Source organism: Segatella copri (genome assembly GCF_009494835.1).
GTDB lineage: Bacteria > Bacteroidota > Bacteroidia > Bacteroidales > Bacteroidaceae > Prevotella > Prevotella copri_F.
Map to the genome: position 1 here is coordinate 1 of NZ_VZBE01000009.1, position 24,084 is coordinate 24,084.

Below are 24,084 nucleotides of genomic sequence, written 5' to 3' on the forward strand. Positions count from 1 at the left end.
ACTGTAAATCTGCTGGCTATGCCTTCGGTGGTTCGAATCCATCACTACCCACTTTCTTTGATAAGCGGAAATAGCTCAGTTGATAGAGCACTAGCCTTCCAAGCTGGGGGTCGCGGGTTTGAGCCCCGTTTTCCGCTCAATTTATTAACTTGCTGTAATAGCTCAGTGGTAGAGCACTTCCTTGGTAAGGAAGAGGTCCTGAGTTCAACTCTCAGTTACAGCTCTATCGTTCTAGATGCTTAGGATGGTAGAGGAACAGATTATTCATTTATATAAATAAAAAGAAAAGCTATGGCTAAAGAAGAATTCGTGCGTACCAAACCGCATGTTAACATTGGTACAATTGGTCATGTTGACCATGGTAAGACTACTCTGACCGCTGCTATCTCTAAGGTATTGAACGAGAAGCTCGGTACATCTGAGGCAGTTAAGTCATTCGATCAGATTGATAATGCTCCTGAGGAGAAAGAGCGTGGTATCACTATCAACTCTGCTCACATCGAGTATGAGACAGCAAAGCGTCACTATGCACACGTTGACTGTCCTGGACACGCTGACTATGTAAAGAACATGGTTACTGGTGCTGCTCAGATGGATGGTGCAATCTTGGTTTGTGCTGCTACTGATGGTCCTATGCCACAGACACGTGAGCACGTACTTCTTGCACGTCAGGTAAACGTACCTCGTTTGGTTGTTTTCTTGAACAAGTGCGATATGGTTGATGATGAGGAGATGCTTGAGCTCGTTGAGATGGAGCTTCGTGAGATCCTCGAGCAGTATGGTTACGAGGAGGATACTCCAATTGTACGTGGTTCTGCTCTCGGTGCTTTGAACGGTGTTGAGAAGTGGGTTAAGTCTGTTGAGACTTTGATGGATACAGTTGATGAGTGGATTCAGGAGCCAGAGCGCGAGATTGATAAGCCATTCTTGATGCCTATCGAGGATGTATTCTCAATTACAGGTCGTGGTACTGTTGCTACAGGTCGTATTGAGACTGGTCGTTGCAAGGTAGGTGACGAAGTTCAGTTGCTCGGTCTTGGTGAGGACAAGAAGTCAGTTATTACTGGTGTTGAGATGTTCCGTAAGATCCTTGCAGAGGGTGAAGCTGGTGATAACGTAGGTTTGCTTCTCCGTGGTATCGATAAGGCTGAGGTTAAGCGTGGTATGGTAGTTGTACACCCAGGTGCTATTACTCCTCACGATCACTTCAAGGCTTCTATCTATGTATTGAAGAAGGAAGAGGGTGGTCGTCACACTCCATTCGGTAACAAGTATCGTCCTCAGTTCTATCTCCGTACTATGGACTGTACAGGTGAAATCAAGCTTCCAGAGGGAGTTGAGATGGTAATGCCTGGTGATAACGTAGAGATTGAGGTAGAGTTGATCTACAAGGTTGCTTTGAACGAGGGTCTTCGTTTCGCTATCCGTGAGGGTGGTCGTACAGTAGGTTCTGGTCAGATTACAACTATTCTCGACGATATCAAGTAATTTAGATTTATCTAATTTGCTATATATATCAGACTCCCCTCCTAAGGGAGCGGGAGTCTTTCTACGGGTTTAGCTCAGTTGGTAGAGCACTGGTCTCCAAAACCAGGTGTCGAGGGTTCGAGCCCTTCAACCCGTGCTAAATAGAAGATAATATGAATAAAATAGTAAATTATTGCAAGGCATGTTACGATGAACTTGCGCATAAGACTACTTGGCCATCACGTGCCGAACTTACTCATAGTGCAATGGTTGTATTATCTGCTTCCCTAGTCATTGCACTTGTTGTGTTCGCGATGGATTCTATTTTCAAAGCCTTTATGGGTGTAGTTTATCCAGGTTAATTTTTTAAGGAAATGGCAGACGCAGGAAATAAATGGTATGTGCTTAAAGCCGTTAGCGGTAAGGAAGCTAAGGTGAAAGAATACATCGAAGCTGAAATGAAGCACAATGACTTACTAGCAGCAAATGTTTCTCAGGTGTTGATTCCAGTTGAGAAGCATGCAACTGTGCGTAATGGAAAGAGAGTTATTAAAGAAAAGGTCTCTCTTCCAGGTTATGTTTTTGTGGAGGCCAAACTGAAGGGTGATGTAGCGCATACGTTGCGTTTCCTCCCTAATGTTTTGGGTTTCCTTGGAGGTTTGGATGAACCAACACCAGTTCCACAGCGCGATATCAATCGTATGCTGGGTTCTGCTGAGGAGACTGAGTTTGAGGAGAATCTTGATTGTCCTTACTTGGTTAATGATACCGTTAAGGTTATGGAAGGTCCATTCAGTGGTTTCAGCGGAATCGTTGAAGAGGTTAATGCTGAAAAGCATAAGCTGAAAGTTACGGTTAAGATCTTCGGACGTAAAACTCCGTTGGAATTAGGTTTTATGCAAGTAGAAAAGGAATAGGATTCTGTTACGAGATTGTTATTCCTTATAAGTTTCAATTTTAAATATTAACAAAGAAATGGCTAAAGAAGTTGCTGGATTAATCAAATTACAGATTAAAGGTGGCGCTGCGAATCCTTCACCTCCAGTAGGACCTGCATTGGGTTCTAAGGGTATTAATATTATGGGATTCTGCAAGGAATTCAACGCCCGTACCCAGGACAAAGCAGGTAAAGTGTTGCCAGTAGTTATTACTTATTATACTGACAAGTCTTTTGATTTTATTATCAAGACTCCACCTGCTGCAGTTCAATTGAAAGAGGCTGCCAAAATCAAGTCAGGTTCTGCTCAGCCTAATCGTCAGAAGGTTGCTTCTCTTACTTGGGATCAGGTAAAGGTAATCGCTGAGGATAAGATGAAGGACTTGAACTGCTTTACTGTAGAATCAGCTATGAAGCTCATCGCTGGTACTGCAAGAAGTATGGGTATTACTGTAAAAGGGGACTTCCCTGGTAAATAATTTAAAACTTCAATTAGAAAAATGAGTAAACTGACAAAAAATCAAAAATCAGTAGCTGATAAGGTTGAAGCAGGGAAGGCATACACATTGAAGGAGGCTTCAGAGTTGGTAAAGGAAATTACCACTACCAAGTTTGATGCATCTCTTGATATTGATGTACGCTTAGGTGTTGATCCACGTAAGGCTAACCAGATGGTTCGTGGCGTTGTTTCATTGCCAAACGGAACAGGTAAGGTTACTCGCGTGCTCGCACTCTGTACTCCTGATCAGGAAGCTGCTGCTAAGGAAGCAGGCGCTGATTATGTAGGTCTTGACGAATACGTTGAGAAGATTAAGGGTGGTTGGACAGATATTGATGTCATCATCACAATGCCTTCTTGTATGGGTAAGATTGGTCCTTTGGGTCGTGTACTCGGTCCTCGTGGTTTGATGCCTAACCCTAAGAGTGGCACTGTAACTATGGATGTTGCTAAGGCAGTAAAGGAAGTTAAGCAAGGTAAGATCGACTTTAAGGTTGATAAGGCTGGTATTATCCATACTTCAATCGGTAAGGTTGGCATGACTTCTGAGCAGATCTATGGAAATGCTAAGGAGTTCATCAACACAGTTATCAAGCTGAAGCCTGCTGCTGCTAAAGGTACATATATCAAGAGTATCTTTATTTCTAGCACTATGAGTAAGGGTATCAAGATTGATCCTAAATCAGTTGAATAACTCTAAAAGTTTTGTAAAATGAAGAAAGAAGTTAAAGATACTATTATCGCTGAGCTTGGACAGAAGTTGCAGGAGTTTCCTCATTTCTATCTTGTAGATGTTACAGGATTGAATGCAGAGAAGACAAGCGCACTCCGTCGTAAGTGCTTCCAGAGCGAGATTAAGATGGTTGTTGTTAAGAATTCCTTGCTTCACAAGGCGTTCGAGGCTTCAGATATCGATTTCTCTGAGCTCTATGGCTACTTGAAGGGTACTACTGCTGTGTTGTTTGCTAATACAGCTAATGTACCAGCTAAGTTGTTGAAGGAATATGACAAGGATGATGTTCCAACATTGAAGGCTGCTTATGCAGAGGAAAGCTTCTACGTTGGCGCAGACAAACTTGCAGAGCTTTCAGCTCTCAAGAGCAAGAACGAAGTTATCGCAGAGATTGTTGCTTTGCTCCAGTCACCTGCAAAGAACGTTGTTTCAGCTCTTCAATCAGGAAGCAACACTATTCATGGTGTGCTTAAGACATTGGGCGAGCGTCCTGAGTAATCAATCACAATGTTATCATTAATTATAGTATAAACAAAAATAAAATTTAGAATAAAATGGCAGATATCAAAGCTATTGCAGAAGAGTTAGTAAATCTTACTGTTAAGGAAGTTAATGAGTTGGCAACAGTCCTCAAGGACGAGTATGGTATTGAGCCTGCTGCTGCAGCTGTAGCTGTAGCTGCTGGTCCTGCTGCTGGTGGTGCAGCTGCAGCTGAGGAGAAGTCTACATTCGACGTAGTCCTCGCTGAGGTTGGTGGCGCTAAGCTCCAGGTTGTAAAGGCTGTTAAGGAGGCTTGTGGTCTCGGTTTGAAAGAGGCTAAGGATCTCGTAGACGGTGCTCCTTCTACAATCAAGGAAGGTGTAGCTAAGGACGAGGCTGAGAACCTTAAGAAGGCTATCGAAGAGGCCGGTGCTAAGGTAGAGCTCAAGTAATTAGAGTAATACATTTTTTATATAAATGGTTAGGATTCTCCAAGTAGGTGAGTCCTAACCTTTTTGTGTCTTTTATTATATTATTAATAAAACCCATTTAATAACTTCTAATGGCTACAAAAATTGTTGATAACAGAGTAAATTTTGCCAGCGTGCATAATCCGTATCCATATCCGGATTTCCTCGATGTGCAGTTAAAGTCTTTCAAGGACTTCTTACAGTTGGATACTCCGCCTGAGGAACGCAAGAATGACGGTTTGTATAAGGTGTTCTCTGAGAACTTCCCTATTACCGATACACGTAACAATTTCGTTCTTGAGTTCTTGGATTACTATATCGACCCTCCTCGCTATTCTATTGATGAGTGTTTGGAGCGTGGTCTTACATATAGTGTACCTTTGAAGGCTAAGATGAAACTGTATTGTACTGATCCTGATCATGAGGATTTCGGTACATTTATTCAGGATGTGTTCCTTGGTACTATCCCATATATGACCGATAATGGTACTTTCGTGATTAATGGTGCTGAGCGTGTTGTTGTTTCTCAGCTTCATCGCTCTCCTGGTGTGTTCTTTAGCCAGGGCGTTCATGCAAATGGTACCATGCTTTATTCTGCTCGTATCATTCCTTTCAAGGGAAGCTGGATTGAATTTGCAACTGACATTAACAATGTAATGTATGCATATATCGATCGTAAGAAGAAGTTGCCTGTAACCACATTGTTGCGTGCTATTGGTTACGAACAGGATAAGGATATTCTTCAGATTTTTGATCTCGCCGAGGAGGTGAAGGTTAACAAGAAGAATATGAAGGCTGCTATTGGTCGTAAGCTTGCTGCTCGTGTTTTGAAGAGTTGGAATGAGGACTTCGTTGATGAGGATACCGGTGAAGTAGTATCTATCGAGCGTAATGAAGTAATCATGGAGCGTGAGACTGAACTTACTGCTGATAATATTGAGGAGATTGTTGAGAGTGGAGCGCAGACTGTTCTGCTTCATAAGGATGAGGAAGCTGCCAACAAGTTTACTATTATCTTCAATACTTTGGCAAAGGATCCAAGTAACTCTGAGAAGGAAGCTGTTAACTATATCTATCGTCAGTTGCGTAATGCTGATCCTGCAGATGACGCAAGTGCACGTGAGGTTTTCCAAAACCTGTTCTTCTCTGATAAGCGTTACGATCTGGGTGAGGTAGGTCGTTATCGTATCAATAAGAAATTGAATCTTGATACTGACATTGATGTTCGTGTCTTGACTAAGGAAGATATTATTGAGATCATTAAATATCTTATTCAGCTGATCAACTCTAGTGCAACAGTTGACGATATCGACCACTTGTCTAATCGTCGTGTTCGTACTGTAGGTGAGCAGTTGGCTAACCAGTTCTCTATTGGTTTGGCACGTATGACCCGTACTATCCGTGAACGTATGAATGTTCGCGACAATGAGGTGTTTACTCCAACTGATTTGATTAATGCTAAGACAATCTCTAGTGTTATCAATTCTTTCTTTGGAACTAATCCATTGTCACAGTTCATGGACCAGACTAACCCTCTGGCTGAGGTAACTCATAAGCGTCGTCTTTCTGCCTTAGGTCCTGGTGGTTTGTCTCGTGAGCGTGCCGGTTTCGAGGTTCGTGACGTACATTATACACACTATGGTCGTCTTTGCCCTATTGAGAGTCCTGAAGGTCCAAACATCGGTTTGATTTCTTCTCTCTGTATGTATGCAAAGATTAATGATCTTGGTTTTATTGTTACTCCTTACCGTAAGGTGAATGATAGCAAGGTCGATATGGCTAATGAGGATGTTGTATACTTGACTGCTGAAGATGAAGAGTCTAAGATTATCGGTCAGGGTAATGCGCCTTTGACTGTTGATGGTTCTTTCATTCGTGATGTAGTAAAGTGTCGTCAGGATGCTGATTATCCTGTTGTAGGTCCGGATCAAGTTGATTATGTTGACGTCTCTCCACAGCAGATTGCTTCTGTATCCGCAGGTTTGATTCCATTCTTGGAGCATGATGATGGTCACCGTGCGTTGATGGGATGTAACATGATGCGTCAGGCTGTACCATTGCTTCATAATGATGCACCAATAGTTGGTACTGGTCTTGAGAAGCAAGTTTGTGAGGATTCACGTACTATGGTTACTGCAGAAGGTGAGGGCGTTATCGAATATGTTGATGCTACAACTATCCGTATCCTTTACGATCGCACAGAAGACGATGAGTTTGTAAGCTTCGAACCAGCTTTGAAGGAGTATCGTATTCCTAAGTTCCGTCGTACCAACCAGAATATGACCATCGACTTGCGTCCTATCTGTAATAAGGGACAGCGTGTAAAGAAGGGTGATATCCTGACTGAGGGTTATGCAACAGAAAACGGTGAGTTGGCTTTGGGCCGTAACTTGCTTGTAGCTTATATTCCTTGGAAGGGTTACAACTATGAGGATGCTGTTGTTATTTCTGAACGTATGGTTCGTGATGACGTATTGACATCTGTACATGTTGACGAATACTCTCTTGATGTCCGTGAAACTAAGCGTGGTGTAGAGGAATTCACATCTGATATCCCTAATGTCAGCGAGGAAGCTACAAAGGATCTTGATGATAATGGTATCGTGCGTGTTGGTGCAAGAATTGAACCAGGTGATATCATGATTGGTAAGATCTCGCCTAAGGGTGAAAGTGATCCTTCACCAGAAGAGAAGTTGCTTCGCGCTATCTTTGGTGATAAGGCTGGTGATGTGAAGGATTCTTCATTGAAGGCAAATCCATCATTGAGCGGTGTTGTTATTGACAAGAAGTTGTTCTCTCGTGCTATCAAGACCCGTGAGTCAAAGAAGCAGGATAAGATTATTCTTGCTAAGATTGATGAGGAGTATGAGGCAAAGGGTGATGACTTGAAGGATATCCTCGTAGACAAGTTACTTACGCTTACAGAAGGTATGACTTCTGAGGGTGTTAAGGATTATACAGGTGCTGAGATTATCACCAAGGGCAGTACCTTTACTGCTACAGCCTTGAAGAATTTGGAGTATGATGGTGTTCAGTCTAATAAGTGGACTAAGGATGAGCATACCAATGGCTTGATTCAGAGACTTATTATGAACTATATCCGCAAGTATAAGCAACTTGATGCTGAATTAAAGCGTCGTAAGTTTGCTATCACTATTGGTGATGAACTTCCATCAGGTATTCTTCAGATGGCTAAGGTATATATTGCTAAGAAGCGTAAGATCCAGGTTGGTGATAAACTTGCCGGTCGTCATGGTAATAAGGGTATTGTGTCTAAGGTAGTTCGTTTGGAGGATATGCCATTTATGGCTGACGGTCGTCCTGTTGATATGGTATTGAATCCATTGGGTGTGCCTTCACGTATGAATCTTGGTCAGATATTCGAGTGTATCTTGGGTGCTGCAGGTAAAAAGTTGGGTGTAAAGTTTGCTACTCCTATCTTTGATGGAGCTAAATTGGATGATCTCTCTGAATGGACAGATAAGGCAGGCTTGCCACGTTTCTGCTCTACTTACCTTTATGATGGTGAGACAGGAGAGCAGTTTGACCAGCCAGCTACTGTTGGTATGACTTACTTCTTGAAGTTGGGTCATATGGTTGAGGATAAGATGCACGCTCGTTCTATCGGTCCATACTCTTTGATTACACAACAGCCACTTGGTGGTAAAGCACAGTTTGGTGGTCAGCGATTCGGAGAGATGGAGGTCTGGGCTATCGAGGCATTCGGTGCAAGCCACGTTTTGCAGGAGATCCTGACTGTTAAGTCAGATGATGTTGTAGGACGTAGCAAGGCATACGAAGCAATCGTAAAGGGCGATCCAATGCCAACTCCTGGTATTCCTGAGTCACTTAACGTATTGCTCCATGAGCTTCGTGGCCTTGGTTTGAGCATCAAACTTGATTAATTTTGAGAACCCCTAATTTATATATAGAAACATGGCTTTCAAAAAAGATACAAAGGTAAAGAATAATTTTACGAAGATTACCATCGGTCTCGCTTCGCCAGAGGAGATCTTGGAAAATTCGTATGGTGAGGTTACTAAACCGGAAACCATTAATTATCGTACATATAAGCCGGAGCGTGATGGCTTGTTCTGCGAGCGTATTTTTGGTCCTACTAAGGACTATGAATGCGCCTGCGGCAAGTACAAGCGTATCCGTTATAAGGGAATCGTCTGCGACCGATGCGGTGTAGAGGTTACAGAGAAGAAAGTTCGTCGTGAACGCTCTGGTCACATTGAGCTTGTCGTACCTGTTGCTCATATTTGGTATTTCCGTTCTCTTCCAAATAAGATTGGTTACCTTTTGGGTATGCCGACTAAGAAACTTGATGCTGTCATTTACTACGAGAAGTATGTAGTTATCCAGCCTGGTATTCTTGAGGGAAAGACTGATGCTGATGGTCTTGAATTGAACGGTTCTCACAAACTTGATCTCTTGTCAGAAGATGAATATATGGCTCTTCTTGACCAGTATGATCCTAATGGTGACAATGAACTTTTGGACGATACGGACCCTAATAAGTTTATAGCAAAAATGGGTGCTGAAGCAATTTATCAGTTGCTCCAGAATGTAGACCTTGACTCTTTGTCATACGAACTCCGCGATCGCGCAAATAACGATTCAAGTCAGCAGCGTAAAACTGAGGCTCTGAAGCGTCTGCAAGTTGTAGAAGGTTTCCGTGCTAGTAAAGGTATTAACAAGCCAGAATGGATGATCATGAAGATTATTCCTGTTACTCCACCTGAGCTTCGTCCGTTGGTACCATTGGATGGTGGTCGTTTTGCAACATCAGACTTGAATGACCTCTATCGTCGTGTGATTATCCGTAACAACCGTTTGAAGAGATTGGTTGAGATCAAGGCTCCTGAGGTTATTCTCCGTAACGAGAAGCGTATGTTGCAGGAGGCTGTTGACAGCTTGTTCGACAACTCACGCAAGAGTTCTGCTGTAAAGAGTGAGAGCAATCGTCCTTTGAAGTCACTCTCTGACTCTTTAAAGGGTAAGCAGGGTCGTTTCCGTCAGAACTTGCTGGGTAAGCGTGTTGACTATTCTGCCCGTTCTGTAATCGTTGTAGGTCCAGAGTTGAAGATGGGTGAGTGTGGTCTTCCAAAACTGATGGCTGCAGAGCTTTACAAACCGTTTATCATCCGTAAGTTGATTGAGCGTGGTATCGTTAAGACTGTTAAGAGTGCCAAGAAGATTGTTGATCGTCGCGAGCCAGTTATCTGGGATATTCTTGAGAATGTGATGAAGGGTCATCCGGTTATGTTGAACCGTGCCCCTACGCTTCACCGACTCGGTATCCAGGCATTCCAGCCTAAGATGATTGAGGGTAAGGCTATTCAGTTGCATCCATTGGCATGTACAGCGTTCAACGCCGACTTCGATGGTGACCAGATGGCTGTTCACCTTCCATTGAGCAATGAGGCTGTTTTGGAGGCTCAAATCCTGATGCTTCAGAGTCATAATATTCTCAACCCAGCTAATGGTGCGCCTATCACCGTTCCTTCTCAGGATATGGTGCTTGGTCTTTACTATATTACCAAGATTCGCCCAGGTGCAAAGGGTGAGGGCTTGACATTCTATGGTCCTGAAGAGGCATTGATTGCTCGTAACGAGGGCCGATGTGATCTTCATGCTTTGATTAAGGTTGTAGTTGACGACTTGGTTGATGGTACAATCCAGAAGCGAATGGTAGAAACTTCTGTTGGACGTGTCATCGTTAATGGTATCATTCCTGATGAAGTTGGCTTCTTCAATGATGTGATTTCCAAGAAAACCCTCCGTGGTTTGATTTCTAATGTTATCAAGGCTGTTGGTATGGCTAAGGCTTGTGAATTCCTTGATGGAATCAAGAACTTAGGTTATCGTATGGCTTATGTCGCAGGATTGTCATTCAACCTTGGTGATATTATTATTCCACCAGAGAAGGAAGCTATTGTTGAGCGCGGTCGCAAGGAGGTTGAGGAAATTACCAATAACTATAATATGGGTTTCATCACCAACAAGGAACGATACAACCAGGTTATTGATGCGTGGACTCACGTAAATACAGATTTGGGTAATATCTTGATGAAGGAGATGACCGAAGCTGACCAGGGATTCAACGCCGTATACATGATGCTTGATTCCGGAGCCCGTGGTTCTAAGGATCAGATTAAGCAGTTGTCTGGTATGCGTGGTTTGATGGCTAAACCTCAGAAGGCTGGTGCAGAGGGCGCGCAGATCATCGAGAACCCTATCCTTTCTAACTTTAAGGAGGGTATGTCTGTATTGGAGTACTTTATCGCTTCTCACGGTGCCCGTAAGGGTCTTGCTGATACCGCTATGAAGACTGCCGATGCTGGTTATTTGACTCGTCGTCTTGTAGACGTTTCTCACGATGTTATTATCACCGAAGAGGATTGTGGTACATTGCGTGGCTTGGTTTGTACAGCTTTAAAGAATGGTGATGAGATTATTTCATCTCTTTATGAGCGTATTTTGGGTCGTGTTTCTGTGCATGATGTTATTCATCCAACAACTGGTGAACTGATTGTCAAATCTGGTGAAGAAATCACCGAGGCTAAGGCAAAGGCTATTGATGAATCTCCTATCGAGAGTGTTGAAATTCGTTCGGTTCTCACCTGTGAGAGCAAAAAGGGTGTCTGCATGAAGTGCTATGGCCGTAACTTGGCAACAGCCCGTATGGTACAGTTGGGTGAAGCCGTTGGTGTCATCGCTGCTCAAGCTATTGGTGAGCCAGGTACTCAGTTGACTCTCCGTACATTCCACGCCGGTGGTATTGCATCTAATGCTGCTGCCAATGCTAAGATTGCTGCGAAGAATAAGTCTCGTATCGAGTTTGACGAGTTGAGCACAGTACCATTCGTAGAGGAAGATGAGGAAGGCAACGATATCAAGTGCGAAAAGGTAGTAAGCCACTTGGCTGAAATCCGTTTCGTGGATCCTAATACAAACATCGTTCTTGCAACTTTGAATGTTCCTTACGGTTCTTCATTGTATCACAAGGAGGGTGAAATCGTAGAGAAGGATACCGTTATCGCTCGTTGGGATCCATTCAACGCCGTTATCGTCAGCCAGTATGCGGGTACATTGAAGTTCAATGACGTTCAGAAGGATCAGACTTATCGTGCTGAGGTCGATGAGACTACAGGTTTGGAGGAGAAGATTATCACCGATTCCAAGAATAAGGCAATGGTTCCATCTTGTGATGTTATCGATGCTAATGGTGAAATCCTTGGTACATACAACTTCCCTGTAGGTGGTCACTTGGCAGTTGAGGATGGACAGACAATTAATACCGGTGAGGTTTTGGTTAAGATTCCTCGTGCTGTAGGTGGTGCAGGTGATATCACTGGTGGTCTCCCTCGTGTAACTGAGCTTCTTGAGGCTCGTAACCCTTCTAACCCTGCTGTTGTATCTGAAATCGATGGTGAGGTAACTATGGGTAAGGTAAAGCGTGGTAATCGTGAGATCATCGTGACATCTAAGACAGGCGATCAGAAGAAGTATCTTGTATCTCTTTCTAAGCAGATCTTGGTACAGGAACATGATGCTGTACGTGCTGGTACTCCTCTTTCTGATGGTAGTGTAACTCCTGGCGATATTCTCGCCATCATGGGTCCTACCGCTGTTCAGGAATATATTGTTAACCAGATCCAGGACGTTTACCGTCTTCAGGGTGTGGCTATTAATGATAAGCATTTCGAGGTTGTGGTACGTCAGATGATGCGTAAGGTTCGTATTGACGATCCAGGTGATACTACCTTCTTGGAGCAAGAGTTGGTTGATAAACTTGACTTTGCAGAAGAGAATGATCGTATCTGGGGTAAGAAAGTTGTTACTGACGGTGGTGATAGTGAAAGTCTCAAACCAGGTCAGATCATAACGGCTCGTAGATTGCGTGATGAGAATTCTGCATTGAAGCGTCGCGACTTGAAACTTGTACAGGTTCGTGATGCCGTATCTGCAACTTCTACACAGATCCTCCAGGGTATTACTCGTGCTGCTCTTGGTACTAAGAGCTTTATGAGTGCTGCATCATTCCAGGAAACTACTAAGGTTTTGAATGAGGCTGCTATCCGTGGTAAGGTTGATTACCTTGAGGGTATGAAGGAGAATGTTATCTGTGGTCACTTGATTCCTGCAGGTACTGGTCTTCGTCAGTGGGATAAGCTCATCGTAGGCTCTAAAGAAGAATATGAGCGTATGCAGGCTAATAAGAAAAATGTGCTCGACTATGCTGATTCTCCAATAGGAGAATAATCGTAGAATAGAGTACTATATATAAATAGGTATAATGAGGGTGCGTCATAAGTCTATGGCGCACCCTTTTATTATCTGTAACAGATGAAAAAAGCAAAGAATCAAGATTCCATCTTCTGTTGTCTTATGATGTTTTTTTAAAAATAAGTGGCAGATTATTCGTTTTTTTCAGATATTATGTGTAAATTTGCACTATCATTTAAAGTTTAATCCTATTAACTTAGTAAAATTATGGAAGAAAATAAGAATAATCAACAGCAGCAGAATCAGTTCCAGATGGGCATCAGCCCTGAAGTTGCAGAGGGTACATACTCTAACTTGGCACTGATTACTCATTCTAGTTCAGACTTCATCTTGGATTTTGCATGTGCACTTCCTGGCATGCCTGCGCCTCAGATCAAGAGTCGTGTTATCATGGCACCTGAGCATGCTAAGCGATTGCTCCAGGCATTGCAGAGCAATATTTATAACTATGAGCAGTCCTTCGGTAAAATTAAGTTGTCTGATGAGCAAGAACGTACAATCGCTCCATTCGGCACACCAAAAGGTGAGGCATAATGTACTACAGCATACATACTAAGACTAAATTCTCTGCTAAATTCCGCTTTTTCTTTATAATATTCGTTTTTAATAGTTATATAAAGTTAAAACTAGCCTTCGTTTTTTAAAAGTCTCCTTAATATTTAGGTAGTTTGCCGAAAAAATCGTACCTTTGCACCCCGAAAAGGCTCTATAAAGTAGTGGCTTACATCGAAATAAGACAATAAATAAAAATAAATATATAAATTAAAAAGTAAAATTATGCCTACTATTTCACAGTTAGTAAGAAAAGGCAGACGAGTTCTTGTAGACAAGAGCAAGTCACCAGCTTTGGATTCTTGTCCTCAGCGTCGTGGTGTTTGTGTTCGTGTTTATACAACAACTCCTAAGAAGCCTAATTCAGCAATGCGTAAAGTTGCACGTGTACGTTTGACAAACTCAAAGGAAGTAAACTCTTATATTCCAGGAGAGGGTCACAACTTGCAGGAGCACTCAATTGTTTTGGTTCGCGGTGGTCGTGTAAAGGACCTTCCTGGTGTACGTTATCACATTGTTCGTGGTACACTTGATACTGCAGGTGTTGCGAATCGTACACAGCGTCGTTCTAAGTACGGAGCTAAACGTCCTAAGGCAAAGAAGTAATATAGCTTCTTAAATTTTAGACAAAACCGCAGACTCACGGTCGGAGAAGGTCGGGAGTTGGGGTTAAAATATTTAATAAAAGTTTTGCTGGAGAAGTAATCAGGTTGAGTAAATGCTCGGGTGCGAGCGTTGAAGAACATTATACAGCCCCATGCAGAATTAAAAAAAAGTTTTATTTAAAATGAGAAAAGCAAAACCAAAGAAGAGAGTGATCCTTCCAGATCCTGTCTTCAATGACCAGAAGGTCTCAAAGTTCGTAAATCATTTGATGTATGATGGAAAGAAGAATACATCTTATGAGATTTTCTACAATGCACTTGACATTGTAAAGGCTAAGATGTCTAACGAGGAAAAGTCTGCTCTTGAAATCTGGAAGCAGGCACTTGATAATATTACTCCTCAGGTAGAGGTTAAAAGCCGTCGTATCGGTGGTGCAACCTTCCAGGTTCCTACAGAGATTCGTCCTGATCGTAAGGAGAGTATTTCTATGAAGAATCTTATTCTTTTTGCACGTAAGCGCGGTGGTAAGACTATGGCTGATAAGCTTGCTGCAGAGATTATGGATGCTTTTAATAATCAGGGTGGTGCATTTAAGCGTAAGGAGGATATGCATCGTATGGCTGAGGCTAACCGTGCGTTCGCTCACTTTAGATTCTAATTTAATATATAATATAGTTAAAAGAAAATGGCAAATCGCGATTTACATTTGACTCGTAACATCGGTATCATGGCGCATATCGATGCTGGTAAGACAACAACTTCTGAGCGTATTTTGTTCTATACAGGTAAGACTCATAAGATAGGTGAGGTACACGATGGTGCTGCTACAATGGACTGGATGGCCCAGGAGCAGGAGCGTGGTATTACTATCACTTCTGCGGCTACAACTTGTAACTGGAACTATCTCGGTAAGTCTTATAAGATCAACTTGATCGATACTCCGGGACACGTTGACTTCACTGCTGAGGTTGAGCGTTCTCTCCGTGTACTTGATGGTGCTGTTGCTACATATTCTGCAGCTGATGGTGTTCAGCCACAGTCTGAGACTGTGTGGCGTCAGGCTGATAAGTATAATGTACCTCGTATCGGTTATGTAAACAAGATGGACCGTTCTGGTGCTAACTTCTTCGAGACAGTTCAGCAGATGAAGGATATCTTGGGCGCTAATCCAATTGCTATTCAGATTCCTATTGGTGCAGAGGAGAACTTCAAGGGCGTAGTTGACCTCATTAAGATGAAGGCTATCCTTTGGCACGATGAGACTATGGGTGCTGAGTATGATGTAGAGGATATCCCTGCAGACTTGGCTGACGAGGCTGCTGAGTGGCGTGATAAGCTCCTTGAGGGTGCTGCAAACTTCGATGATGAGGTTATGGAACTTTATCTTGATGGTAAGGATATTCCAGAAGAAAAGCTTCTTGCTGCTATCCGTAAGGGTTGCTGTGCTATGGAGTGCTGCCCAATGTTGCTCGGTTCTTCATACAAGAACAAGGGTGTTCAGCCATTGCTCGACTATGTATGTGCATTCTTGCCTTCACCAATGGATACTCCAAATATCATCGGTACTAACCCTGATACAGAGGAGGAAGAGGATCGTAAACCATCTGAGGATGAACCAACATCTGCTCTCGCATTTAAGATTGCTACTGACCCATTCATGGGCCGCTTGGTATTCTTCCGCGTTTACTCAGGTAAGGTCGTTGCTGGTTCTTATGTTTACAACCCACGTTCTGGCAAGCGCGAGCGTATCAGCCGTCTGTTCCAGATGAACTCTAAGCAGGAAATCCCAATGGAGTCTATCGATGCTGGTGATATCGGTGCAGGTGTAGGTTTCAAGGATATCCGTACAGGTGATACACTCTGTGACGAGGAACACCCAATCGTATTGGAGTCTATGACATTCCCTGATACTGTGATTTCTATCGCAGTAGAGCCAAAGAGCCAGGCAGACATCGCTAAGATGGATAATGGTCTCGCTAAGTTGGCTGAGGAGGATCCAACCTTCACAGTTCGTACAGACGAGCAGAGCGGTCAGACAATTATCTCTGGTATGGGTGAGCTCCACTTGGATATCATCATCGACCGTTTGAAGCGTGAGTTCAAGGTTGAGTGTAATCAGGGTAAGCCTCAGGTTAACTACAAGGAGGCTATCACTAAGACAGCTCAGAGCCGTGAAACTTATAAGAAGCAGTCTGGTGGTCGCGGTAAGTTTGCTTGTATCGATGTAACCATCGGTCCTAAGGACGAGGATTACAAGGAAGGCGACTTGCAGTTCATCAACGAGGTTAAGGGTGGTAACGTTCCTAAGGAATTCATCCCATCTGTACAGAAGGGCTTCGCTGATTGCTTGTCAAATGGTGTGCTCGGTGGCTTCCCAATGACAGGTTTGAAGGTGACTTTGACCGATGGTAGCTTCCACCCAGTTGACTCTGACCAGTTGTCATTCGAGTTGGTAGCACATCAGGCATTCAAGGTACTTTGCCCTAAGGCTGGTCCAGTTTTGATGGAGCCTATCATGAAGGTAGAGGTTGTTACTCCAGAAGAGAACATGGGTGACGTAATCGGTGACTTGAACAAGCGCCGTGGTCTCGTTCAGGGTATGGAAGAAGGTCGTAGCGGTGCTCGCATCGTAAAGGCAATGGTTCCATTGGCTGAGATGTTCGGTTATGTAACAGCTTTGCGTACTATCACTTCTGGTCGTGCAACAAGTTCTATGGAGTACGATCATCATGCACCTCTTTCTTCAACAATTGCTAAGGCTGTGTTGGAGGAGGTTAAGGGTCACGCAGATCTTCTTTAATAACAAAGAAATAACGGTAAGATTAGGCGCTGCTTAGCGAATGACTCTTAAGCAGCGTACCTCTTCTTCCATTAGACTAAATAATTCATATAATAATAACTTAATTTTAAAAATGAGTCAGAAAATCAGAATTAAGCTGAAGTCTTACGACCACCAGTTGGTTGACAAGTCAGCTGAGAAGATTGTGAAGGCTGTAAAGGCAACAGGCGCTATCGTTAGTGGTCCTATTCCATTGCCAACACACAAGCGTATTTTTACTGTAAACCGCAGTACTTTCGTTAACAAGAAGTCTCGCGAGCAGTTCCAGCTCTCAGATTTCAAGCGTCTCATTGACATCTACAGCTCAACAGCTAAGACAGTTGATGCCTTGATGAAGCTTGAATTGCCAAGTGGTGTAGAAGTAGAAATCAAAGTCTAATTATTTAAATTAAATTGAAATGCCAGGATTAATTGGAAAGAAAATCGGAATGACATCCGTTTTCAGTGCCGACGGTAAGAATATTCCGTGCACTGTTATCGAAGTAGGTCCTTGTGTTGTAACCCAGGTGAAAACTGTAGAAAAGGATGGTTACAAGGCTTATCAGTTAGGTTTCGAAGAGGCAAAGGAGAAGCGTACTTCTCAGCCTATGATGGGAATCTTCAAGAAGGCAGGCACAACACCTAAGAAGCACTTGGCCGAGTTCAAGTTTGATGAGGAGTACAACCTCGGTGACACAATTACAGTTGAAATCTTCAACGATTGCAAGTTCGTTGATGTAATTGGTACATCAAAGGGTAAAGGCTTCCAGGGCGTTGTTAAGCGTCACGGATTCGGTGGTGTAGGTCAGTCTACTCACGGTCAGGATGACCGCGCTCGTAAGCCGGGATCTATTGGTGCTTGTTCTTACCCTGCAAAGGTATTCAAGGGTATGCGCATGGGCGGCCAAATGGGAGGTGACAGAGTTACAACTCAGAACCTTCAGGTGTTAAAGGTAATTCCAGAGCAGAATCTTCTTATTGTTAAGGGTTCTTTCGCTGGATGCAAAGGTTCAACTGTTTTAATTGAGAAATAATGGAAGTTAGCGTATTAGATATCAAAGGTCAGGAGACCGGCCGCAAGGTAGCTCTTAATGATGCAGTCTTCGGCATTGAGCCTAACGATCACGTTCTCTATCTTGACGTAAAGCAGTATCTCGCTAACCAGCGTCAGGGTACAGCTAAGTCTAAGGAGAGAAGCGAGATGAGCGGTTCTACTCGTAAGCTTGGTCGTCAGAAGGGCGGCGGTGGTGCTCGCCGTGGTGATATTAACTCACCTGTACTCGTAGGTGGTGCTCGCGTTTTTGGTCCTAAGCCACGTGATTACCGCTTCAAGCTCAACAAAAAAGTAAAGATTCTTGCTCGTAAGTCTGCTCTGTCTTATAAGGCACAGGAAAGCGCAATTGTAATGTTGGAAGACTTTACATTTGAGGCTCCAAAGACTAAAGAATTCTTAAGTATTATTAAGAATCTTAAAATTGAGGGCAAAAAAGTGCTCTTCGTTTTGCCAGAATCAAATAAAAACGTATATTTGTCTGCACGTAACTTACAGCGCGCTGAGGTTATCCTCGCATCTAACGTCAATTCGTACAAAGTTTTGAACGCTGATGTAGTAGTGATTACAGAAAAGTCGCTGGAGACTATCGACCAGATCTTAACAAAATAAAGGAGATATTAGAATATGGCATTTATTATCAAACCATTGGTTACTGAGAAGATGACCAAGATTACAGACAAGCAGCCTAACCGCTATGGCTTCGTTGTTCGTCCTGAGGCTAATAAGCTCGAGATTAAGAAGGAAGTTGAGAGTCTGTATAATGTTACAGTAGTTGACGTGAACACTATTCGTTACGCTGGCAAGCGCTCTGCCCGTTACACTAAGGCAGGTCTTGTTAAGGGTCAGAAGAATGCGTTCAAGAAGGCAATCGTTACTCTTAAGGAGGGCGATACAATTGATTTTTACAGCAATATTTAAAATAAAAAATGGCAGTACGTAAATTAAAACCGGTTACTCCGGGTCAAAGACACAAGGTTATTGGCACGTTCGAGGATATTACTGCATCCGTGCCAGAGAAGTCTCTCGTTTACGGTAAACGTTCTACCGGCGGTCGAAACAACACCGGTAAGATGACCGTTCGCTACATTGGCGGTGGTCACAAGCAGAAGTATCGTTTAATCGACTTCAAACGTGAGAAAGATGGTGTTCCAGCAGTTGTTAAGACAATCGAGTACGATCCAAACCGTTCGGCTCGTATCGCATTGCTTTACTACGCTGATGGTGAAAAACGTTACATTATTGCTCCTAACGGACTTGAGGTAGGCGCTACTTTGATGTCAGGTGCAGAAGCTGCTCCTGAGATCGGTAACTGTCTTCCTTTGGCAAACATCCCTGTAGGTACAGTGATCCACAACATCGAGTTGCGTCCTGGTCAGGGTGCTTTGTTGGTTCGTTCGGCTGGTAATTTTGCTCAGTTGACTTCTCGTGAGGGCAGTTATTGTGTAATTAAGCTCCCTTCTGGTGAAACACGCCAGATTTTGAGTGCTTGTAAGGCTACAGTTGGTAGTGTTGGTAACTCTGATCACGCTCTTGAACAGTCTGGTAAGGCTGGACGTTCTCGCTGGTTGGGTCGTCGTCCACACAACCGTGGTGTTGTTATGAACCCTGTTGATCACCCAATGGGTGGTGGTGAAGGTCGCCAGAGTGGTGGTCACCCACGTTCACGTAAGGGCTTGTACGCTAAGGGTCTTAAGACTCGCGCACCTAAGAAGCTTTCTAACAAGTATATTATCGAAAGAGCTAACAAAAAATAAAGAGTAAATTATGAGTCGTTCACTTAAAAAAGGTCCATACATCAACGTTTCTCTCGAGAAGAAGATTCTCGCTATGAACGAGAGTGGCAAGAAGAATGTTGTTAAGACATGGGCTAGAGCTTCAATGATATCTCCTGATTTCGTAGGACATACTGTTGCAGTTCATAACGGTAACAAATTTATCCCTGTTTATGTTACAGAGAATATGGTTGGCCACAAGCTTGGAGAGTTTGCTCCAACACGTCGCTTTGGCGGTCACTCTGGTAACAGAAAGTAAGCTAAGGGTTAAACCATTTAAAATTTAAGTAAATAATGGGAGCAAGAAAACATATTGCGGCTGAGAAATTGAAAGAAGCCCGTAAAAACTTGTACTTCGCAAAGTTGGTAGGCGTTCCTTCTTCTCCACGTAAGATGCGCTATGTAGTAGACATGATTCGTGGTATGGAGGTTAACCGTGCACTCGGAGTACTTCGCTTCTCTAAGAAGCAGGCATCAGCTGATGTAGAGAAATTACTTCGTTCAGCTATCGCTAACTGGGAAGCTAAGAATAATCGCAAGGCTGAAGACGGTGAGCTTTATATCAGTAAGGTCTTCGTTGACGAAGGCGTTACAATGAAACGTATGAGACCTGCACCACAGGGTCGTGGTTATAGAATTCGTAAGCGTTCTAACCATGTAACTCTTTTTGTTGATGCAAAAACTAATGACGAAAAATAATTAAGTAGAATGGGACAGAAAGTTAATCCGATTAGTAACCGACTTGGTGTTATCCGTGGTTGGGATTCAAATTGGTTCGGTGGTAAGAACTTCGGTGATAACCTCGTTGAGGATCAGAAAATCCGTAAGTATCTTAACGAGCGTCTTGCTAAAGCAAGCATTTCTCGTATTATTATCGAACGTACATTGAAACTTGTTACCATTACTATTTGTACAGCCCGTCCAGGTATTGTCATTGGTAAAGGTGGTCAGGATGTAGATAAGTTGAAGGAAGAGTTGAAGAAGCTTTATAAGAAAGATATTCAGATCAACATCTTCGAGGTTAAAAAGCCTGAACTTGATGCTACTATCGTTGGTAAGAATATTGCGACTCAGATTGAGCACATGATTGCTTATCGTCGCGCTATCAAGATGGCAGTTGCTAACACCATGCGTGCTGGCGCTGAGGGTATCAAGGTACAGATTACAGGTCGTCTGAATGGTGCTGAAATGGCACGTAAAGAAATGTACAAAGAGGGTCGTACTCCTCTTCATACATTCCGCGCAGACATCGACTACTGCCAGTGCGAGGCACTTACAAAGGTAGGTTTGCTTGGTATTAAGGTTTGGATTTGCCGTGGTGAGGTTTATGGTAAGGCTGATCTTACTCCAAACTTCTCACAGGACAATAAGAGCAACAACCGTGGTAACGGTCGCTCTAACAACCGTGGTGGTAATCGTAAAAGAAACAATAACCGTTAAATTTTAGAAAGCTATCATGTTACAGCCAAAAAGAGTTAAATATAGAAGACCTCAAGATGGTCGTGGCAACAAAGGCAACGCTCACAGAGGTACACAATTGGCTTTCGGTTCTTTTGGTATCAAAACTCTTGAATCAAAGTGGATCGATAGTCGTCAGATTGAGGCAGCTCGTGTAGCATTGAACCGCTATATGAACCGTCAAGGTCAGGTCTGGATTAGAATTTTCCCTGATAAGCCAATCACTCGCAAGCCTGCTGATGTCCGTATGGGTAAAGGTAAGGGTGATCCTGCAGGATGGGTTGCACCTGTTACACCAGGAAGAATTCTCTTCGAAGTTGAAGGAGTTAGTTTCGATATTGCAAAAGAAGGTCTTCGCCTTTGCGCTCAGAAACTTCCTGTTAAGACTAAGTTTATTGTTAGACGTGATTACGATAAAAACGCTTAATTATGAAGATTGCAGAAATTAAAAATATCGAGACCAAAGAATTGGTTGAGAAGTTGGAGGCAGCTGTTGATGCTTTGAACAAGAAGAAGATCAATCATAATGTAACTCCACTTGAGAATCCATCAGAGATTAAGGTTGCTCGTCGTGATATTGCACGTATGAAAACTGAACTTCGTCAGAGAGAACTTAACAAATAATAATGGTCCAGATGGAAACAAGAAATTTAAGAAAAGTAAGACAGGGTGTTGTTATTAGCAACAAGATGGATAAAACCATTGTTATTGCAGCTAAGTTCAAGGAGATGCACCCTATTTATGGTAAATTTGTCCAGAAGACAAAGAAGTACCATGCACATGACGAGAATAATGAGGCTAACGTAGGTGATACAGTTATGATCATGGAGACTCGTCCTCTGTCTAAGACAAAGAGATGGAGATTAGTACAAATTGTTGAAAAAGCTAAGTAATTATGATACAGACTGAATCAAGACTTACAGTATGTGATAACAGCGGTGCTCGTGAGGCTCTTTGCATTCGAGTTCTCGGTGGTACAGGCCGTCGTTACGCTAGCGTTGGTGACGTTATTGTTGTTGCAGTCAAGAACGTTATCCCATCAAGTGATTTGAAGAAGGGTGCAGTATCAAAGGCTTTGATTGTTCGCACAAAGAAGGAAATTCGTCGTGCAGATGGTTCTTACATCCGTTTCGATGACAACGCTTGTGTATTGCTTAACAATGCAGGTGAGCTTCGTGGTAGCCGTATCTTCGGTCCTGTTGCTCGTGAGCTTCGTGCAGTAAATATGAAAGTCGTTTCTTTGGCACCTGAGGTTCTTTAATATTTAAAAAGTAAGAAGTAATGAGTAAGTTACATATTAAGAAAGACGATACCGTTATCGTTATTGCCGGTGCAGATAAGGGCAAGACTGGTAAGGTGCTTAAGGTCCTCGTTGAGGAGAACCGTGCTATCGTAGAAGGTGTGCACATGGTTTCTAAGAGCACTAAGCCATCTGCTAAGAATCCTCAGGGAGGTATTGTTAAGCAGGAGGCTCCTATTCATATCTCAAATTTGAGTTTGATTGATCCTAAGAGTGGCAAGGCTACTCGTGTTGCTATCAAGCATGAGGGTAAAAACGTTGTTCGCATCGCTAAAAAGTCAGGGGAGGAAATCAAGTAATGGATACAGCACAGTTAAAGAAAGTATATAAGGAGACAATCGCTCCTGCTCTTCAGAAGCAGTTCAACTACTCTTCAGCTATGGAGATTCCAGTATTGAAGAAGATTGTCATCAATCAGGGTCTTGGTGATGCTACTCAGGACAAGAAAATTGTTGATGTAGCAATCAATGAGATTACTGCTATCACCGGTCAGAAGGCTGTTGCTACATATTCTAAAAAGGATATTGCAAACTTCAAGCTTCGTAAGAAGATGCCTATCGGTGTTATGGTAACATTGCGTCGTGAGCGTATGTACGAGTTCTTGGAGAAGCTCGTTCGTGTTTCTCTTCCTCGTATTCGCGACTTCAAGGGTATTGAGAGCAAGTTTGATGGTCGTGGTAACTATACATTAGGTATCACTGAGCAGATTATCTTCCCTGAGATTAATATCGATGAGATCGATCGTATTCAGGGTATGAATATTACCTTCGTAACAACAGCTAAGACTGATGAAGAAGGTTTTGCTCTTTTGAAGGCTTTTGGTCTTCCATTCAAGAACGCAAATAAAGATTAAGAGATATGGCAAAAGAATCAATGAAAGCTCGCGAGGTTAAGCGTGCAAAGCTTGTAGCTCGTTACGCTGAAAAGCGCGAAGCACTGAAAAAGATTATTGCAACTTCTAATGATCCAGCCGAAGCATACGAGGCAGCTCGTAAGCTTCAGGCTATCCCTAAGAATGCAAACCCAATCCGTCTTCACAATCGTTGCAAGATTACTGGTCGTCCAAAGGGTTATATCCGTCAGTTCGGTATTTCTCGTATCCAGTTCCGTGAGATGGCTTCTGCTGGTTTGATTCCAGGTGTAAAGAAGGCTAGCTGGTAATCCTTTCAAAGGTAAGAATATTTTTTTATTTAATATTGTCGGGGTAGTCCCGATTAATTAAACATTTATATTTTATGACAGATCCAATAGCAGATTATCTGACAAGACTCAGAAATGCAATCATGGCTCATCACCGTGTTGTAGAAGTTCCTGCGTCTAACTTGAAGAAAGAGATCACTAAGATCCTCTTCGAGAAAGGTTACATCCTCAATTACAAGTTTGTAGAGGATGGTCCTCAGGGCTCAATTAAGGTTGCCTTGAAGTACAACCCAACTACAAAGCAAAACGCTATCAAGTGTTTGAAGCGCGTGTCAACTCCAGGTTTGCGTAAGTATACCGGTTACAAGGACATGCCAAGAGTTATTAACGGATTAGGTATTGCAATCTTATCTACATCCAAAGGTGTAATGACAGACAAAGAAGCTTCTGATCTTAAGATCGGTGGCGAGGTTCTTTGCTATATTTATTAATTGGAGGCTTTT

The 24,084-nt window shown here is 42.9% G+C and carries 29 protein-coding genes and 3 tRNA genes; all 32 read left to right on the plus strand.

From position 1 onward, the window contains the following. Positions 1–64 precede the first annotated feature (64 nt). The 32 genes from F7D47_RS01640 to rpsH all read left to right on the plus strand — a co-directional run bounded on the left by F7D47_RS01640 (position 65) and on the right by rpsH (position 24,072). Positions 65–137 (plus strand) — tRNA-Gly (locus tag F7D47_RS01640). Between the two features lie 14 nt (positions 138–151). After that, positions 152–223, plus strand: a tRNA-Thr gene (locus F7D47_RS01645). Positions 224–291: 68 nt separating this feature from the next. Then, positions 292–1,488, plus strand: coding sequence for an elongation factor Tu (gene tuf, locus F7D47_RS01650; protein WP_022122139.1), 1,197 nt, complete (start codon positions 292–294; stop codon positions 1,486–1,488). Positions 1,489–1,551: 63 nt separating this feature from the next. Further along, a tRNA-Trp gene (locus F7D47_RS01655) sits at positions 1,552–1,624 on the plus strand. A 16-nt stretch (positions 1,625–1,640) separates the two neighbouring features. Then, on the plus strand, positions 1,641–1,829 hold the full coding sequence (secE, locus tag F7D47_RS01660) for a preprotein translocase subunit SecE (RefSeq protein WP_006848848.1): 189 nt from the start codon (positions 1,641–1,643) through the stop codon (positions 1,827–1,829). A gap of 12 nt (positions 1,830–1,841) precedes the next feature. Then, entirely contained in the window at positions 1,842–2,384 is a 543-nt protein-coding gene (gene nusG / locus F7D47_RS01665; protein WP_153085991.1) for a transcription termination/antitermination protein NusG, read from the plus strand. 58 nt (positions 2,385–2,442) lie between these two features. Further along, on the plus strand, positions 2,443–2,883 hold the full coding sequence (gene rplK, locus F7D47_RS01670; protein WP_006848846.1) for a 50S ribosomal protein L11: 441 nt from the start codon (positions 2,443–2,445) through the stop codon (positions 2,881–2,883). Between the two features lie 21 nt (positions 2,884–2,904). Then, the gene (gene rplA / locus F7D47_RS01675) at positions 2,905–3,597 is read left to right on the plus strand and encodes a 50S ribosomal protein L1 (protein WP_022122140.1); all 693 of its coding nucleotides are present in this window, start codon (positions 2,905–2,907) and stop codon (positions 3,595–3,597) included. Between the two features lie 18 nt (positions 3,598–3,615). Continuing rightward, positions 3,616–4,134 carry a 50S ribosomal protein L10 gene (gene rplJ / locus F7D47_RS01680; RefSeq protein ID WP_153085992.1) on the plus strand — a complete coding sequence of 173 codons (519 nt, stop codon included), beginning with the start codon at positions 3,616–3,618 and terminating at the stop codon, positions 4,132–4,134. Between the two features lie 56 nt (positions 4,135–4,190). Then, entirely contained in the window at positions 4,191–4,568 is a 378-nt protein-coding gene (rplL, locus tag F7D47_RS01685) for a 50S ribosomal protein L7/L12 (protein ID WP_006848843.1), read from the plus strand. Between the two features lie 110 nt (positions 4,569–4,678). Next, a complete protein-coding gene (gene rpoB, locus F7D47_RS01690; RefSeq protein WP_022122142.1) occupies positions 4,679–8,491 on the plus strand; it encodes a DNA-directed RNA polymerase subunit beta in 3,813 nt (1,270 codons plus the stop codon). A 31-nt stretch (positions 8,492–8,522) separates the two neighbouring features. Beyond that, positions 8,523–12,857, plus strand: coding sequence for a DNA-directed RNA polymerase subunit beta' (gene rpoC, locus F7D47_RS01695; protein WP_117727213.1), 4,335 nt, complete (start codon positions 8,523–8,525; stop codon positions 12,855–12,857). A gap of 231 nt (positions 12,858–13,088) precedes the next feature. After that, the gene (locus tag F7D47_RS01700; RefSeq protein ID WP_006848840.1) at positions 13,089–13,415 is read left to right on the plus strand and encodes a DUF3467 domain-containing protein; all 327 of its coding nucleotides are present in this window, start codon (positions 13,089–13,091) and stop codon (positions 13,413–13,415) included. 243 nt (positions 13,416–13,658) lie between these two features. Then, positions 13,659–14,039, plus strand: coding sequence for a 30S ribosomal protein S12 (rpsL, locus tag F7D47_RS01705; protein WP_006848839.1), 381 nt, complete (start codon positions 13,659–13,661; stop codon positions 14,037–14,039). A gap of 181 nt (positions 14,040–14,220) precedes the next feature. After that, entirely contained in the window at positions 14,221–14,697 is a 477-nt protein-coding gene (gene rpsG, locus F7D47_RS01710) for a 30S ribosomal protein S7 (RefSeq protein WP_006848838.1), read from the plus strand. A 27-nt stretch (positions 14,698–14,724) separates the two neighbouring features. Then, entirely contained in the window at positions 14,725–16,839 is a 2,115-nt protein-coding gene (gene fusA, locus F7D47_RS01715; protein ID WP_022122144.1) for an elongation factor G, read from the plus strand. A gap of 112 nt (positions 16,840–16,951) precedes the next feature. Continuing rightward, the gene (gene rpsJ, locus F7D47_RS01720; protein WP_006283658.1) at positions 16,952–17,257 is read left to right on the plus strand and encodes a 30S ribosomal protein S10; all 306 of its coding nucleotides are present in this window, start codon (positions 16,952–16,954) and stop codon (positions 17,255–17,257) included. Positions 17,258–17,276: 19 nt separating this feature from the next. Continuing rightward, a complete protein-coding gene (gene rplC / locus F7D47_RS01725) occupies positions 17,277–17,891 on the plus strand; it encodes a 50S ribosomal protein L3 (protein ID WP_022122145.1) in 615 nt (204 codons plus the stop codon). After that, a complete protein-coding gene (rplD, locus tag F7D47_RS01730; RefSeq protein WP_022122146.1) occupies positions 17,891–18,520 on the plus strand; it encodes a 50S ribosomal protein L4 in 630 nt (209 codons plus the stop codon). Before rplC ends, rplD begins: the two co-directional genes overlap by 1 nt. 15 nt (positions 18,521–18,535) lie before the next feature. Then, positions 18,536–18,829 (plus strand): 50S ribosomal protein L23, encoded by a 294-nt coding sequence (rplW, locus tag F7D47_RS01735; protein ID WP_006848834.1) that lies wholly within the window; start codon positions 18,536–18,538, stop codon positions 18,827–18,829. Between the two features lie 8 nt (positions 18,830–18,837). Next, positions 18,838–19,665: a 50S ribosomal protein L2 gene (gene rplB / locus F7D47_RS01740; RefSeq protein ID WP_022122147.1), complete on the plus strand. Its 828-nt coding sequence runs from the start codon at positions 18,838–18,840 to the stop codon at positions 19,663–19,665. A 10-nt stretch (positions 19,666–19,675) separates the two neighbouring features. After that, a complete protein-coding gene (rpsS, locus tag F7D47_RS01745; protein ID WP_006848832.1) occupies positions 19,676–19,942 on the plus strand; it encodes a 30S ribosomal protein S19 in 267 nt (88 codons plus the stop codon). 35 nt (positions 19,943–19,977) lie between these two features. Continuing rightward, entirely contained in the window at positions 19,978–20,382 is a 405-nt protein-coding gene (gene rplV / locus F7D47_RS01750; protein ID WP_006848831.1) for a 50S ribosomal protein L22, read from the plus strand. Between the two features lie 9 nt (positions 20,383–20,391). Further along, positions 20,392–21,123, plus strand: coding sequence for a 30S ribosomal protein S3 (rpsC, locus tag F7D47_RS01755; protein WP_006848830.1), 732 nt, complete (start codon positions 20,392–20,394; stop codon positions 21,121–21,123). Between the two features lie 16 nt (positions 21,124–21,139). Further along, a complete protein-coding gene (gene rplP, locus F7D47_RS01760; RefSeq protein ID WP_006848829.1) occupies positions 21,140–21,568 on the plus strand; it encodes a 50S ribosomal protein L16 in 429 nt (142 codons plus the stop codon). A 2-nt stretch (positions 21,569–21,570) separates the two neighbouring features. Then, positions 21,571–21,765 carry a 50S ribosomal protein L29 gene (gene rpmC, locus F7D47_RS01765; RefSeq protein WP_006848828.1) on the plus strand — a complete coding sequence of 65 codons (195 nt, stop codon included), beginning with the start codon at positions 21,571–21,573 and terminating at the stop codon, positions 21,763–21,765. Between the two features lie 2 nt (positions 21,766–21,767). After that, a complete protein-coding gene (gene rpsQ, locus F7D47_RS01770; RefSeq protein WP_006848827.1) occupies positions 21,768–22,034 on the plus strand; it encodes a 30S ribosomal protein S17 in 267 nt (88 codons plus the stop codon). A 2-nt stretch (positions 22,035–22,036) separates the two neighbouring features. Further along, a complete protein-coding gene (gene rplN / locus F7D47_RS01775) occupies positions 22,037–22,402 on the plus strand; it encodes a 50S ribosomal protein L14 (RefSeq protein ID WP_006848826.1) in 366 nt (121 codons plus the stop codon). Positions 22,403–22,422: 20 nt separating this feature from the next. Then, entirely contained in the window at positions 22,423–22,740 is a 318-nt protein-coding gene (gene rplX / locus F7D47_RS01780) for a 50S ribosomal protein L24 (RefSeq protein ID WP_006848825.1), read from the plus strand. After that, positions 22,740–23,294: a 50S ribosomal protein L5 gene (rplE, locus tag F7D47_RS01785; protein ID WP_022122149.1), complete on the plus strand. Its 555-nt coding sequence runs from the start codon at positions 22,740–22,742 to the stop codon at positions 23,292–23,294. Before rplX ends, rplE begins: the two co-directional genes overlap by 1 nt. Before the next feature lie 5 nt (positions 23,295–23,299). Further along, positions 23,300–23,602: a 30S ribosomal protein S14 gene (rpsN, locus tag F7D47_RS01790; protein ID WP_006848823.1), complete on the plus strand. Its 303-nt coding sequence runs from the start codon at positions 23,300–23,302 to the stop codon at positions 23,600–23,602. A gap of 74 nt (positions 23,603–23,676) precedes the next feature. Further along, positions 23,677–24,072 carry a 30S ribosomal protein S8 gene (gene rpsH / locus F7D47_RS01795; protein ID WP_006848822.1) on the plus strand — a complete coding sequence of 132 codons (396 nt, stop codon included), beginning with the start codon at positions 23,677–23,679 and terminating at the stop codon, positions 24,070–24,072. Positions 24,073–24,084 lie beyond the last annotated feature (12 nt).